Source organism: Alteromonas sp. KC3, assembly GCF_016756315.1.
In the GTDB taxonomy this organism is placed as follows: domain Bacteria; phylum Pseudomonadota; class Gammaproteobacteria; order Enterobacterales; family Alteromonadaceae; genus Alteromonas.
The window spans coordinates 2,886,162-2,900,706 of the sequence record NZ_AP024235.1; the positions used below are offsets into that span (position 1 = coordinate 2,886,162).

Annotated in this window: 11 protein-coding genes and 1 pseudogene; 4 read left to right on the forward strand and 8 right to left on the reverse strand. The window is 44.8% G+C overall.

Annotated elements, in window-relative coordinates; translation table 11 throughout:
• Positions 1-46 precede the first annotated feature (46 nt).
• The 3 genes and pseudogenes from JN178_RS12825 to JN178_RS12835 form a co-directional block, all read right to left on the reverse strand.
• Positions 47-400, reverse strand: a pseudogene (locus tag JN178_RS12825) (HopJ type III effector protein).
• Between the two features lie 204 nt (positions 401-604).
• Positions 605-2,647 carry an NADPH-dependent 2,4-dienoyl-CoA reductase gene (locus tag JN178_RS12830; RefSeq protein ID WP_202261909.1) on the reverse strand — a complete coding sequence of 681 codons (2,043 nt, stop codon included), beginning with the start codon at positions 2,645-2,647 and terminating at the stop codon, positions 605-607.
• Between the two features lie 78 nt (positions 2,648-2,725).
• Positions 2,726-3,565, reverse strand: coding sequence for a crotonase/enoyl-CoA hydratase family protein (locus tag JN178_RS12835; RefSeq protein ID WP_202266065.1), 840 nt, complete (start codon positions 3,563-3,565; stop codon positions 2,726-2,728).
• Positions 3,566-3,789: 224 nt separating this feature from the next.
• On the opposite strand from JN178_RS12835, the gene JN178_RS12840 reads away from it, so the two are divergent.
• Positions 3,790-4,392 (forward strand): TetR/AcrR family transcriptional regulator, encoded by a 603-nt coding sequence (locus tag JN178_RS12840; RefSeq protein ID WP_202261910.1) that lies wholly within the window; start codon positions 3,790-3,792, stop codon positions 4,390-4,392.
• 27 nt (positions 4,393-4,419) lie between these two features.
• On the opposite strand, the gene JN178_RS12845 is transcribed toward JN178_RS12840, so the two are convergent.
• The gene (locus JN178_RS12845) at positions 4,420-6,060 is read right to left on the reverse strand and encodes a GMC family oxidoreductase (protein WP_202261911.1); all 1,641 of its coding nucleotides are present in this window, start codon (positions 6,058-6,060) and stop codon (positions 4,420-4,422) included.
• A gap of 283 nt (positions 6,061-6,343) precedes the next feature.
• On the opposite strand from JN178_RS12845, the gene JN178_RS12850 reads away from it, so the two are divergent.
• On the forward strand, positions 6,344-7,081 hold the full coding sequence (locus JN178_RS12850) for a DUF1439 domain-containing protein (RefSeq protein ID WP_232369568.1): 738 nt from the start codon (positions 6,344-6,346) through the stop codon (positions 7,079-7,081).
• Here the strand turns inward: JN178_RS12850 and JN178_RS12855 are convergent.
• The 3 genes from JN178_RS12855 to JN178_RS12865 form a co-directional block, all read right to left on the reverse strand.
• On the reverse strand, positions 7,062-8,501 hold the full coding sequence (locus JN178_RS12855) for a wax ester/triacylglycerol synthase domain-containing protein (RefSeq protein WP_202261912.1): 1,440 nt from the start codon (positions 8,499-8,501) through the stop codon (positions 7,062-7,064). The two genes, JN178_RS12850 and JN178_RS12855, sit on opposite strands and share 20 nt — an antisense overlap.
• A gap of 10 nt (positions 8,502-8,511) precedes the next feature.
• The gene (locus JN178_RS12860) at positions 8,512-9,177 is read right to left on the reverse strand and encodes a TetR/AcrR family transcriptional regulator (protein ID WP_202261913.1); all 666 of its coding nucleotides are present in this window, start codon (positions 9,175-9,177) and stop codon (positions 8,512-8,514) included.
• A gap of 108 nt (positions 9,178-9,285) precedes the next feature.
• The gene (locus JN178_RS12865; RefSeq protein ID WP_202261914.1) at positions 9,286-10,494 is read right to left on the reverse strand and encodes a DUF445 domain-containing protein; all 1,209 of its coding nucleotides are present in this window, start codon (positions 10,492-10,494) and stop codon (positions 9,286-9,288) included.
• Between the two features lie 277 nt (positions 10,495-10,771).
• On the opposite strand from JN178_RS12865, the gene JN178_RS12870 reads away from it, so the two are divergent.
• Positions 10,772-12,232, forward strand: a complete 1,461-nt coding sequence (locus tag JN178_RS12870; protein WP_202261915.1) for a DUF3336 domain-containing protein — start codon at positions 10,772-10,774, stop codon at positions 12,230-12,232.
• Positions 12,233-12,318: 86 nt separating this feature from the next.
• A complete protein-coding gene (locus tag JN178_RS12875; RefSeq protein ID WP_202261916.1) occupies positions 12,319-13,752 on the forward strand; it encodes a hypothetical protein in 1,434 nt (477 codons plus the stop codon).
• 54 nt (positions 13,753-13,806) lie between these two features.
• On the opposite strand, the gene JN178_RS12880 is transcribed toward JN178_RS12875, so the two are convergent.
• Positions 13,807-14,529 (reverse strand): hypothetical protein, encoded by a 723-nt coding sequence (locus JN178_RS12880; RefSeq protein WP_202261917.1) that lies wholly within the window; start codon positions 14,527-14,529, stop codon positions 13,807-13,809.
• Between the last annotated feature and the right edge of the window lie 16 nt (positions 14,530-14,545).

Sequence of the window (14,545 nt, forward strand, 5' to 3'; positions counted from 1 at the left end):
TTTTTAAGCGTCTATTGTTTTGGTGTGTGAAGCGTTGTAGTCATAACTACTCATCCTTTAAGGGAAACGTCTCAAAAGCCCCCCCTTCATGACCCGTTTTCATAAAGTTGCGGATATTAGCATGGTCGTCGCCGTTAGGGTTACTGAGTACATCTTATCGATAAAAACGTCCAAATAAGGCCAGCGTTTGCGCTTGGTTTAGGTTTAAATGCTGACCCAGTGCGAGCAGTTTGCAAGAGCCGTTGTTCTGGTTTGCTTCGTTTGACACATCACCATTTGTGAAAGTAGTGGGCGTGAAAGTAAATGCGCTATCGATAAGCGCAACAACATCGTTAAATTCGATAGTATCTGGGGAATTAGTAACTGCTTGAACTAAGTCTTGGGTGTTGCTGTATGACATGTTTATCTCAAAAATAAACGATAATAGCAGGTCTAAGCTGCCATCACAGACTGAAACAAGTCTGGTTTCGTTATTTTCATAGAAAATAGTAGCCTTCGGCTGCTAGATAAAATAACCCCCTCCGAAAAAGAGGGGTTTACAATGAAGCTGAAGCACCTATTGATAAGGCGCTTATATTTCTAACCGCACGTTTGCACTAGGCAATTAAACCGCTGCGCACACTCGCGTGCCTTGATCGATAGCGCGCTTAGCATCAAGCTCTAGTGCTTCGTCAGCCCCACCTATCAAGTGGTATGGCATGTTAAGGCCTTCAACAATGTCTCGCATTGGTTCTTGACCCGCACAAATGATGATGTTGTCTACGGGTAATACTTGGCTATTGCCATCTACCGTAATATGTAAGCCTTCATCATCAATCTTGTCGTACGACACACCTGGGATCATAGTAACGCCTTTCGCCAATAATCCTGCGCGATGCGCCCATCCGGTTGTCTTACCAAGCCCAGCGCCTACTTTTGATGATTTACGCTGTAATAAGAAAATCTCTCGTGGCGATGGTTCTGGCTGAGGTTTAACACCTTCAATTCCCGCACGAGCAGAGAATGTCATATCAATACCCCACTCTTTCATAAACGCAGGAATATCTTGGCTTGGCGTTTCTTTTCCGTGAGATAAATACTCAGCGGTATCAAACCCTATGCCACCAGCGCCAATAATAGCTACCTTGTTGCCTACCGGCTTTTTGTCTTTTAATACATCAAGGTAAGTCAGTACTTTTTCGTGCTCGATACCTTCGATAGCAGGCGTACGTGGTTTAATGCCTGTTGCAACCATCACCTCGTCAAACCCTTCATCATTTAGCGCAGCGGCATCGACATAGGTATTGAGCTTAAGCGTAATATTTTTGTGAAGCTCTATCTGACGGGCAAAATAACGCAGCGTCTCATAAAACTCTTCTTTACCTGGAATTTGTTTAGCCACATTAAATTGGCCACCAATTTCACTGGCTGCATCATAAACAACAACGTCATGGCCTCGCTGGGCTGAAGTCACTGCTGCCGCTAGCCCCGCAGGTCCAGCACCGACAACCGCGACACGCTTTTTCGTTTCAGCAGGCTTAATGTTAATTTCTAACTCATGACAGGCGCGAGGATTAACCAAACAGCTTGTCATTTTGCCGTTAAATACGTGATCTAAGCAGGCTTGGTTACAGCCGATACACGTGTTAATTTCATCTGCTTTATTTTGCTGCGCTTTGCGCACAAACTCTGGGTCGGCTAAGAAAGGGCGCGCCATTGAAACCATATCTGCATCGCCGCGGGCAAGTACTTCTTCAGCCACCTCCGGCGTGTTAATACGATTAGACGTAATTACGGGGATAGACAGTGCTTCTCTAAATTTCGCCGTTACCCATGTAAAGGCCGCACGAGGTACCTTGGTCGCAATAGTAGGAATTCGCGCTTCATGCCAGCCAATACCCGTGTTGATAATAGTTGCACCCGCTTGCTCAATCTCTTTACCTAACTGAACCACTTCTTCATACGTCGAGCCCCCTTCTACCAAGTCCAGCATTGATAGGCGATAAATAATGATAAAGTTTTTACCTACCGCTTCGCGTACACGGCGAACCACTTCGATAGGCAGTCGAATACGGTTTTCATATTCACCACCCCATTCATCATCACGGTGGTTGGTGCGCTTAGCAATAAACTGGTTTAGGAAGTACCCTTCTGAGCCCATGATCTCAACGCCGTCGTAACCCGCGCGCTGCGCTTGAGTCGCTGCAGTAATGAAATCTTTAATTTGCTTTTCAATCTCGTCTGCTTCAAGTGCTTTAGGCTTAAATGGGTTTATCGGCGCCTGTACTGCAGATGGTGCAACCAGTTTTGGGCTGTACGCATAACGACCGGTATGCAGTATTTGCATGCAAATTTTGCCGCCAGCAATATGCACGGCATCGGTCACTTCTTTGTGATTTTTTACTGCTTCGTCAGTATCTAATCGAAATGTAGAAGGGTGCGTAGCGCCCTCTTCATTGGGGCCGATACCACCGGTAACGATAAGGCCAACACCACCTCTGGCACGTTCACCATAGAATGCCGCCATTCGCTTATGGCCGTCTGGCAATTCTTCTAAGCCTGTGTGCATAGAGCCCATTAACACGCGATTTTTAAGCGTCGTAAAACCTAGATCGAGTGGACGAAATAAATGCGGATAAACAGAGTGGTCAGTAACGGTCTGGTTCATGAGAAATACCTGATAATTTTATAACGTTGTATTTTTAAATGTGATGTCGCTTTAACGCGACAACGTTAATATTTATTGTTATGAATTCATTTTTTTTACCGCGCCATGTAGCGGTGGGTAATCGGGTAACACTTTTGTCTTTTGTGCTTCCATGGCCTTAAATACGTCTTCCATTTGAAACATGCCCGCTTGCCATGTCGCCATGTAATTGAGACTTTCTGCCACGGTGTGCTCTACCGCATAGTTAATCATAGTTTTGGTACCCGATACGGCGAGTGGCGAATTGGCCGCAATTTGCTTAGCAATGGTCATGACTTCTTCAAGCATGCTGGCTTGGTCGTCAAAGACACGATTAACAAACCCCAGTTGCTGCGCTTCCTGTGCACCAAAGTTGCGCCCGGTGTACGCTAATTCTTTTACGATGCCGATGGGAATAAGTTTTGGAAGGCGTTGTAACGTCCCTACATCCGCGGTCATACCAAGCTGAGTCTCTTTGATTGTAAAGAACGCATCGTTAGTGCAGTAGCGCATATCGCAAGCGCTCAGTAAATCTACCGCACCGCCAATTGCACCACCTTGCACAGCACCGATAACGGGCATACGCGCTTGCTCTATGGCAGTAAAGCTATCTTGAAGCAGCATAACCATGCGGCGCATGCGTTCCGCGCGACGTGAGGGATCGCCTTTGAAATCCTCTTTCATATTCAAAAAGACGGATAGATCCATACCCGCTGAGAAATGCTTTCCTGTAGAGGAAATCACAATAACTCTTGCCTCGGCGGCATCGTCAATGGCCCGCACCGCAGCCGGTAATTCGGTCCAAAAAGCAGGGTTCATACTGTTCATCGCTTCTGGGCGGTTTAACACAATATGGGCAATATGACCTTCGGTTGTAATCTCTAACGTAGAGTAATGCATGGTTTGCGCTGTCTCCATGGCGAATTCCTATTAACAATTTTGCAAACTAGACAGCGTCAAGATAAAAGGCTATGTTGACAGTGTCAAGATAAAAAGTAAGGTATTGGGGTGCGGTGTATTGACCTTGTGCTTTTTAAGAGGCATTGTCCGTGCACCTAGGGTAGTCGCAACACTGCCTATGGACTCAATAGTGTAGTCAATGTTTTCGGAATTCGTGTTTACTTATGGCATCAGCAGTACAAACTTATCACCACGGTGATTTGCGCAGCACACTTCTAGAGGTTGCAACAAAGCGCCTTGCACACCAAGGCGTAGACAGTCTTTCATTGAGAAAACTTGCTGAAGATGCAGGCGTTTCACGCACGGCGCCTTATCATCACTTTAAAGACAAAAGTGCTTTGCTAAGCGCAATAGCCGCCAAAGGCTTTAGTGATTGGCATAACGCTGCAAAACGCATTTTTGAACAAGAAGACAAAACACCACAGGCGCGTTTTAGAGAGTTTGTACACGAATATGTCGGGTATGCGGCAGATAATCCTGAAATGTACGAATTGATGTTTGGTCGCACCATCTGGCGCAACAACGCTGCGACAGATGATTTAAAAGAGGTGGCTTTTCCGTGCTTTCAATTCCAGGTCACCATGACACGCTACTGGCAAGAAAAAGGCTTGTTGCCAGATAATAAAGATGCCTTGCGATTGGCCCAGGTAACCTGGGGCACGTTACACGGTATTGCGCGACTTCTTATAGATGGTATTTACGCCGACAACAGTCACATTGAAGAAATGTGTGACTGTGCCGCCGATCTGTTTATGCAAAAACCCTAGCGCTTTTTGCAGTGAGTTTTTCACACCTTAGCTTGCGATGGGTATTGGTTGCCCTTCGTGTGCCGCTTTAATAAATTCAGCGGCGCGCTCAGCAATCATGATGGTAGGCGCGTTGGTGTTGCCACCAATCAAGCTTGGCATGACAGAGGCATCCACTACACGAAGCCCTTTTACGCCTCGCACATTTAATTGATTATCCACAACCGCCATTGGATCATCACTGCTGCCCATTTTGCATGTGCCTATGGGGTGATAAATCGTCTCTGCACGCTCTCGCAAAAAGTCGAGAATCTCTTCATCGGTTTGCGCGTCTTCACCGGGATACAGTTCACTGCCACCAAATTTCTCAAAATCTGGCGCTGAAAGTAACTTTCGGGCAATTCTCACACCTTCAATCATTACCTGCTGATCTTCCTCAGCAGAAAGGTAATTAGGGTCAATCAAAGCTTGATCTGCAGGATGGTTACTCTGCAGCAAAATTGTGCCGCGACTTTTGGGGTACAAGCAGCACACGTGTAACCCGTATCCATACCCAAAGGCCAGTTGTCGCCCGTGATCATTTAAAATAGCGGGCAAGAAATGGAACTGAATATCCGGCCCTTGTGTTGCAAGACTAGAACTCACAAACCCGCCAGACTCGGCAATGTTTGAAGAGAATATACCTTTGCGCTTAAAGGCATAATCAGCCGTAGCCTTAACATAAGACGGTAGTGCACCCGCTGCAACTGCGTACCCTTCGCGGGCTTTACAGGTGTATTGGACAATCGCGTCTAGATGGTCTTGTAAGTTTTGGCCTACGCCCGGCAAATCTTGTTGTACAAAGATCCCCTTTTCTTCTAATTCGGCACGTGGACCAATGCCAGATAGCATTAAAAGTTGCGGTGAATTGATAGCGCCTCCGCACAATATCACTTCGCTTTTGACAAAATAGCGGTTAACAGCGCCTTTTTCTCTTACCTGAACACCAATTGCCCTACCTTCTTTCAGCAGAACTTTTTCAGCGGCTACCTTGGTAAGTACCGTTAAGTTGTTGCGATGTTTAGCTTGGGTCAAATACCCTTTTGCAGTTGAACAACGCTGACCGTTAACCTGAGTTACGTGGTAATAGCCCAGCCCTTCCCGGTCATCTCTGTTGAAATCATCAAGTTGTCGGTACCCTGCAAACGACGCTGAATTCACAAAGGCATCTGACAGCACACTGGTATGGCGTAATTTGCTGACATTTAAAGGGCCACCTGTACCATGATATTCATCAGCGCCTTCTTCGAAATTTTCAGCACGCTTAAAGTACGGCAAGACTTCATCAAATGACCATCCCGTCGCCCCTTCTTCATTTGCCCACCGGTCATAGTCTTCTTTTTGACCCCGTATGTAGCACATAGCGTTAACGGAACTACTACCGCCAAGGGTTTTTCCACGCGGCCAGAACAGCTCACGGTCATACATCTCTTTTTGTGGTGCGGTATGATAACCCCACCCAATACCTTCAAAGCGGCTAAGCAATGATAGGCCAAAGGGAATATGAATAAACGGGTTGGTGTCTTTTGAACCAGCCTCAAGAAGCAGAATATCTAGCGCTGGATTCTCAGATAGTCGCGTGGCAAGTACTGCGCCGGCTGAGCCGCCGCCTACGATGATGTAATCGTATTTATTTAGTACTTCACTCATTACGCTTACTCCTTGCCACTAAATAGTAGTGATATACTTAGGGCATCAACTTGTTAATAAAATGTTGTGGTACGACCAGATTACCAAATAACACTACAGCGAGAAAAGTTTTATATTGTAAGTTTTAAAAAATCTAATAATCTTGGTAATTTAGAAGCTATACGTTCAAAAAAATGAACTATTAAGTATACGTGCTCTTATGTAGCTCTTATGTAGTACATTGGTAACGTTTCAACTTACCCTCTTATATACAACCTCGTGACGGACAGCGGTCAAAATAACTATGATAACAACGCAATTAACGCTTAAAGACCGCATAACACTCTTTATCGCCACATGGTTGGTAAAATTTGGAAAACTCAATCACGACGACTTTACCCAACCTGAGCTTCAAGCACTCATCGAAGAAGCCTTTCCTTACCAATTCACTTTCGATATTCCAGTTGGCGTAGGTACAGTAAATGTGCTTGAAGGCAAAGTGACTCTGGATAACGCCGCCAATCGCGTTGGGTTGCAATGCTTAGCTGCCGTTCATATTGAAGTGGCTGCAAGCACTATTTATCGTGCCCACATCGTATTTGCATTAAGTGCTACTCCGCACTACGACGCTAATGCTGAAACCCTGTACCTCACTAATTTAACTACGGACACGCTCACGTTAATTAACGACGACTATGCGTTTATTCGTGATACGCAATTTCTGTTGTCTAAGTTTTTTCCAAAAAGCTTAAACTCGCTATTGGGCAAACCTTTGCGCTCTGCCCTATCATTGTTTACGGCAGGTACGTCAGATATGGCATCAGAGTATTTAAAGCTTTATCTTTCAGGGTCAAAACAAGCTATTCTTGATTACCACAAACCACAAATAGATAACGCCATTACACGACAGCTCACTCAAGACGATTTAAGCCACCGCATGCGAGATACCCAATGGCGAGAAGTCTTGTTTGCTCGCCTGGGTAAAAACGTGCGCGTCGAAGACAACGTGCTTCGTTTTTACCTTAATGATCACTCACAATAGATACCGGCATCACCTCTACTTGTTCACCAATGTCCTCTATATTTAATCGAGGATCATCAACACTGGCTTCAAGCATATCGAATGCTTCACTAACGTATTTAGCTAGAGGCTGCAAAGACTCAATATTCTTATTACAACACACCAAACCTACATTAGCCGTGCCAGCATAGGTCATAAGGGTAATGTTAACACCGCCTCCGGGCGTCATGGTTGATATGGGATAACACGCAAGTAACTCTGCATCTTTCAAGTAACGGGTATCTTTAGGCCCTGGTACATTAGATATCAGAATATTGGCGATAGGCTTAACCACACTTGATAGCCTAAGCCACTCAAATACAAGGGCCAATGACTGAATGGCAATAGTATAGCCACTAAACGCAGCAGGCCTTGCGTGTTGCGCTGCGTGTTTCACTATACGGTGATTTACCACTATTTGTCGCAAACGCAGATACGGGTCGGTTTCGCCATGGGCTAACTGGACTGGCACAATGGCAATTTTATTGCCTGTGGTTTTCTCGCCAGGTTTTCTTAAGTTAATAGGCATGTTGGTAAAAAGGGCTTTTTTGAACACTTGTCCATGGTCTTGCAACAACTTGTGCACCCCAATATCAAACGCGCAAAGCAGCACTTCGTTGGCTGTAGAGCGCGTACGGCGGGCTAACTGTTTTACACGTGTAAAGTCTAAGTCCATCGTGGCGACTGCCCTGCCTGCTTTAACTTGCCCTGTAAGCACCGTTTTCGTGCCGGTAAAGGGAATTGGCATATAGTGAGGGTTAACTCTAAGAAGTTTCATGAATATCCGCAAAAAGATAATACACAAATCAAGTACGGTTTTTAGCGCATACCCCACGCCCACCAAACGTTTATAAAAACTGATTGGGTCGCGCTTTTTATGTCTTAGGCGTTTAACGGCCCACACAGGCGTAAATTTGGTGTCGTGAGAGTGCGGCACATAGCCTGATTGAAACCATCGCACCAATGTCGCACCATCGCCATACATGTGATGAACCCGCGCATAAATGGCAAATGTGTCGCTATTTTCGTCGAAGATAAAGTGGTACTGCCAGAGTGGCTTATCAGGGTCAAGGCGTGAAGCGTGCAAACGTGCAACAAAAGCATCCAGCGCTTCGCGGTTAGTCACATCAGCCACTTTGTGAATTTGCACATGGTAATCCATGTTGAGTTTTTTAACTGGCGAGAAGCCAACCGGGTAGCCAAGTACGGTTTTAATGGCACAATTGAACGGCGATGTCGCACGGGCAAACCCTCGAATTTCCTGAAAGAGTTCAGGTACGTATTCAGTGCTTTTGGCCCCTTTCGGCATGGCAAGTAGCTGCAAACATGCAACGTGTTTTGGGTTCTCATCAGACTCGGTTATCCAAAAAGACTTATCTAAGAAACTGAGCGTTTTTGCCATCATTATTCCTTTAAGCAAAGTCGAGGGGCGACTGGGTTTTGAAATCTTTTACAAAATCGTGCGAGTTGAGCGTTTGCTCCAACTTCAGCTTTTCATCGTCACTTAACGCTAACCTTGGCAAAATGGCTACCATCATTAATGACAAAGCGTGATACTTCTGTAAGGTGTCATCAAGATGACTGCTAAGCTCATCAAATTGGCAAGATTGCGTGATGATAAGAGCAACCAAGTCTACAAGTAACGTACTGTCGGATTTGTTCGCTAGTAATACTTCACGCAGGCGAAGCGAATCGAAAAGGTAAGTAAGCTGCGAGCGTAAACTCGATAGAATGTTTTTGCGGGAGCGAATAATTGAGGGGTATTTCTCAACCAAATCTGCTGGACTGCGATAGAAAAACCGAAACACATGAATACTATCCACCAGCAAATACAGGTAATACATAATATCTTCAGCGTGCAAGGTGTCGAGCTTGTCTTTCACAAGCAGCTTTTGCATTTGCTGTTCGTGCATTTTCATTAGCGCTGTCACAAGGCTATCCTTGCCCTTAAAGTGGTAATATAAATTGCCCGGACTGATGTCCAGCTCAACGGCAATATCAACACTGGTTACGGTATTCTCACCATGTTCGTTAAACAGGGTAAGAGCCGTCAATAAAATCCTTTGTGCGGTTTTCATATATACAAATTCAACACCTATTGCACCTCATAGGAGGCTTTTTTACTTGTGTTTATTCATCCAATCGTACCGCTAACTTATCTCGCTTGGATGCTCAACTTCTCACTATCACATAAAAACAAAGTACAACTGCGCGAAGCCTGCCACCATGCCCAATATTGCACCTGTTACAATGAGCTTCCATTCATCTTGCTGGTAAGCTGGGCGCAGTACGCCTTCAAACTCTTCAGCAGAAAGTGCCTGCATGCGCTCACTCAAGTCTTGACCTACGTGCAAAGCACCATTGGCATAGTCAAACGCATACATAAGATACTTGTCTGAATTGTCAAAGATTTGCTGCACGGCCAATGCTTTCATTTTATGGTAATTTTCCGACCCTACCCCAAGGGCAAAATACGGCTGAGCTATGGCAACATAACGCTCGATGGCATCGTTAACATGCAGCTCAATAAGCTCAAGCAGTTGTGCTGAACCAGAGCCATGTAAAATAATATTAGTAATGTTTTTAGGGGTTATCAGCTTTTCTTCGATAATTGATGAATAGACCTCAGACACTTCCTTTTGCCGTTTGAGAAACATGCCTTGTATGGTCATAGGGCCGAGTTTTCTGGGGCGCTTCGGCTCAAAGATAATTTTGATGGCAATCCAATTCGTCGCATACCCTACCAGGAGCCCGCCTAACGGCAATATCCACCATGCCTGATAGAAATACCACAACAGCATGGTTGGCAAACCAAACAGAAAACCAAAATAAAAACCCGAGCGAACGATAAACGGAAATTCTTTACTGCCGGCGGTCAAAAAGATTTCATTAATCAGTTCAGGAGAATTAACCAGTTGTTCAACAACAAGTTCTTTAATGTCCAAAATTTCAGACACATTGTGCTGAAAGTCGTCCACCATTTTGTGAACCACATTAGGTATGTCATTCTCGATTCGCTGGTATACCAAATTTTTGCCTTGTACAGGCAACGCTGCCCAAAGCTGAGGGGCAGACTCAGCCATCACATTATTGACGACTTTTCGTATCACTTGGCTTAAGCGACGCTCCATTGCCTTAGTGAGCTCGTCGGGGTCTAAACGCTGCGCTAATTCTTCAACGCTTAGTAGCTTACCCAACACCAATTCAACTTCAATCTCTGCCATTTGGCGGCGTTTGGCGGGTATTAGTCCCTGCCATCCAAATATAGGTTTAATGCCAACAAACTCTATAGGGTAAAACATCATTTTTACCGCTAAATAGTTTGTTAGCCAGCCTACTATGGCGCTTATCAGCGGGATAGATAGCAGAGTGAGCGTTTCAAAATTCCATTCCATACTGCGAGTAAGTGGTCCGATTTATTATTTTCTTTCTCAGGCTACTGAGTGCATAGGATTTGGTCAATGTAAAAGTGACATTTAGTGCTAATTGTTGATTGAAAACAAGTGAATGTGCGGCTAAAAAGTGGAATATATACACACTCAACAAATTCTGATTTTCTAGGTAGTAGATTCTAAAATTCAGACTTACACTGAACTATGTTGACATAAAAGTAGCGTGTCTGCTGGTTAAAAAGCGCGTTGCTCAGTCTTTCAAACTGAATAGGTAGTTGCCATGGCAGTATTCGATTTGCGTTTAAAAAAACTAGAACATGACATTGAGCATGCTAGTAGTAGTGATGAATACGAAGCAGCATGTCTTGCACATGATGCCCTTTCTGGTGCCGAAGAATGGAAAGCGAAAGATGCCTGTGACGACTACGATTACAAATTAATTAGAAAGCGTGTTCAACGTTTGCAGCTAGCCCGCGGCAAAGGAGACATACATGCGCTTATGTCAATTCTTCACGAAGGGCTCCATGGCAATCTGGGCAATATCGCCAACCCCGTACTAATTAGTAAGTGCAAAATCGGTACGAAATACCTGATAGAGCAGTTTATTGATGAGGTTATCACTGCGCTAGAGCAAATTTATCACGCCGACGAAAACGACGTCGATTTCTACGAAAAGCTATCATTCTTTGAAGAAACAGCTCATGCGTTTGGTCGCAGTTGTCTAATGCTATCAGGCGGTGCAGGCCTTGGCTTTTTTCACGCCGGCGTGGTGAAATCGCTTAACGAGAAAAATTTACTGCCCACTGTAGTGTCAGGGGCAAGTGCGGGTTCTATTATTGCCGCTATGCTTGGCACGCGCGATCACGACGAATTACTTGAGTCGTTAAGCGCCGAATTTATTTACGAGACCTTTAAACACTGGCGCAGCTTTGCTGGGCTCGGCAAAAAGAGTTTATTCGACAGTTCAGTGCTAGAGAACGCACTTATCGAACTGTTCGACTTAACCACCTTCGAGGAGGCCTTTAAAAAGACGGGTCGCCACATCACCATCACGGTATCACCTGCCGACCTTCATCAACATTCGCGTTTGCTCAATGCTAAAACATCGCCAAATGCCATTATTACCCAAGCGGTTCGCGCCTCGTGCGCCGTGCCAATTATTTTTAGCCCAGTTCAATTACGTGCAAAGACACTAAGTGGTGAGGTGGTGCCTTACATTCCGAACAGACGCTTCGCAGATGGTTCACTTATGGCAGACTTACCATTTGACCGTCTCGCAAGGCTTTATGGCGTTAACCATAGCATTGTGAGTCAAACTAACCCGCTTGCGGTTCCGTTTATTTCATCTAATCGCATTGATCCTAATTCCTTGTGGGACATGTCTGCACGCCACATTGGTCAACTTGCTAAGACTAATAGCATTTTTGCCATAGATATCATTGAACGCTTAACTGGAAATAAAGCGGCTAAATTGGCAATCCATAAAGTACGCTCTATTATTGATCAGCAATATGTTGGCAATATCAACATACTCCCTAAGCGACAAATTAGAAACTTGTCACAGGTATTGTCTAACCCGACTTTACAAAGTATTCAACAACTCATAGCGAGTGGTGAACGCGCTTCGTGGCCACAACTGCACGTTATAAAAAGAAATACCAAAATAAGTGAAAATTTGAGGTATCATCTGGCACAATTGAAAAAACGCGAGGCGGTGGAATTAGGACACCTTGTTCGTTAGCCCAAAAAGCAAACTCATCGCCCCTAGTTATCGTAAGAATGGTTAAAGCTAGACGGTAACGCCCAGTTAGATTGGTAAGGACGACGGTGAGCGCAAAAAGCCCAAACCCCGACAGCATTTACACGCAGCAAGTAAAACAACTGATAAACATGGTTTATCCTCACGAAATAGGCTACGGCTCTGTTTTTGAGGATGCTAATCATTATTTTAGCCTTACTCCGTCGCTTGAAAAGCATACACTTGACCTCGTTGCGCAACTCGACAAGATTAAAGCGCAAAAAAATAAAGAAACACTGGCTGAGCAGCTTGCTGACCAAATCAAAAACAACCGAGAAAAACTAGAAGAAGAACGGTTGTCTCGCCTAGAGCGCTTACAACAAGTCAGCGAAAAACTTATTGAACTGTGCGAAGGTGAAAACTGGCAAGAAACTCAGCATTTAAGTGGTAAACTTTTGGGTACGCTTATGTTGTTGACGCCGGGTTCTGGTCGTAAATCGCCGCGTATCCATCAAAGATTCAAGCCAATTTACAAAGCAGTACTTACGCTAAGACTAGTTGACAAATTACTAGAGCACGACACTATCGCGCATAAGTATTTGTCTAAGTACCGTGAGTCGTCGGCGCGTTTTCAGAACGATAAATACTGGCGCGAGAAATGGAAAGTTGAGTTAGGCGTTCCGTTAATTACGGCCTCGCTGTTACAGGATATTGGATTACAGTGCCCTGCTGCATTGCGCATTTTAAAAGGCGATAATGGCGATGAAGATGAATTTAGACTTTTAGAAGAATCTCAACGAAAAGATTTACTTAAACTTAATTATCACCACACGCTAAAGTATTTATCTGAAGGCTTGGGGCTGCCTAAATATGTAGGTAATGACCGTTTAGAACGTGATAAGTTTGTGCAAACTCACCGTGACGCCAACGCATTTATACTTCAGCTGGTTAAAGATGCCTTCATCTCAAAAACAGGTTTAGGGGAAGTCATTAAAATACCGCAGATTTACGCCTCAATCGTGTTTTCCACAAAGTCTGACTACTCTAGATTAAGCTTGCCCAAAGGGTATATGCTCATTGAGCAACTGGCCAAAAAAGGCAGCTTGAACAAACAGCTTGCTGAAGACTTTTTGAGTATTGTTGGCTATTTTCCACAAGGCTTTGGCATTACCTTCATTCCTACCAACGAAAATGACCAAGAGAAAGATCAGTATGAATGCGCCGTTGTGACAGGGCTGAACCCGTCCAACCCTGCTGAACCTTTGTGTAGAGTGGTTACTCGAAATTTGACGTATATCTCCAGTGGAAGCAATGAAGTTGTCCCTAAAAGCCGCAATTTATATTTCCCCGCAAACAGAAAGAAGCTAATGCGTATTGGTAAGGAGCGGCTAATGGAGATCATGAGAGAACTCTCCAGCGATTTCACACCCGATGCACTTGACGATCTTGTTCCTAGCTATTGGGAACCTTACGACTTCTTCAGTTTTAAAAACCACCAAAACATTTGGGCGAAGAATAAATAAAAAAAGCAAACCTCTGTTTGCTTTTTTATTTGATAAGGACGCTAGGCTAACGCATTAATTGTCTTCACTGTCCTTTGAAACCGTCTTAGTGTCAGCACTTTTTGACGTTTTCGTTGTAGCAGTTGTTGACGGCGCCGCTTTAGCTGCGGGTGCTTTTCGCTTTGTTGTAGATGTACTAGTAGACGCTTTCGACGCAGCTGTTTTTGTGCTCGCTTTAGGCGTAGCCGCTTTGGCTGCCGTCGCCCTTGTGCGAGTTGTCGTCTTGGCTTTAGCCGGTGCACGCTTTGTAGCAGACGCTTTCGGCGCTTCTTCTTTTGTCGTTGACTTCTCGACCTTAGCCGCCGCTTCTTTCGCCGCAAGTAATGCCACTTGCTCGACCAATAAATCTACTTTTGCATTTAGCAACGCGAGTTGTTGCTCTTTTTGCTGTCTTTTTTGACCACCCGAAAGTACGCTAAATATCGGATTGGCGGTAACAAGCTTTTGCGCGGTATCAACGAGCGAAAACGGATTAAGTGTGCGTTTCAATTCACTTTCCACTTCCATGCCCTTTGCTTGCATCGCCATAATAGTCTCATGTGTGTCGTCTATTTTTTGACTCACCATGCCAGCTGCTTGGTCTAGTTTTGCTGAAAGCAAGTCAGAACCTGCGAACAACCATCCGAAGAGCGGTGACGATTTTAATGAAGAGGATGAAGTACCGTTAATCGTAACGAGAGGATTCTCTGTCACGGTTTCGCCAGTATTTGTCGTTGTTGGCGTATTTTTGTTACTCATGATGCCTCCTTGTGAG

Coding starts and splice junctions, on each gene's coding strand:
- JN178_RS12830 (WP_202261909.1), bottom strand. CDS start 2,647: ATGAACCAGACCGTTACTGACCACTCTGTTTATCCGCATTTATTTCGT.
- JN178_RS12850 (WP_232369568.1), top strand. CDS start 6,344: ATGATAACAACGCAATTAACGCTTAAAGACCGCATAACACTCTTTATC.
- JN178_RS12860 (WP_202261913.1), bottom strand. CDS start 9,177: ATGAAAACCGCACAAAGGATTTTATTGACGGCTCTTACCCTGTTTAAC.
- JN178_RS12880 (WP_202261917.1), bottom strand. CDS start 14,529: ATGAGTAACAAAAATACGCCAACAACGACAAATACTGGCGAAACCGTG.
- JN178_RS12855 (WP_202261912.1), bottom strand. CDS start 8,501: ATGGCAAAAACGCTCAGTTTCTTAGATAAGTCTTTTTGGATAACCGAG.
- JN178_RS12870 (WP_202261915.1), top strand. CDS start 10,772: ATGGCAGTATTCGATTTGCGTTTAAAAAAACTAGAACATGACATTGAG.
- JN178_RS12865 (WP_202261914.1), bottom strand. CDS start 10,494: ATGGAATGGAATTTTGAAACGCTCACTCTGCTATCTATCCCGCTGATA.
- JN178_RS12840 (WP_202261910.1), top strand. CDS start 3,790: ATGGCATCAGCAGTACAAACTTATCACCACGGTGATTTGCGCAGCACA.
- JN178_RS12845 (WP_202261911.1), bottom strand. CDS start 6,060: ATGAGTGAAGTACTAAATAAATACGATTACATCATCGTAGGCGGCGGC.
- JN178_RS12835 (WP_202266065.1), bottom strand. CDS start 3,565: ATGCATTACTCTACGTTAGAGATTACAACCGAAGGTCATATTGCCCAT.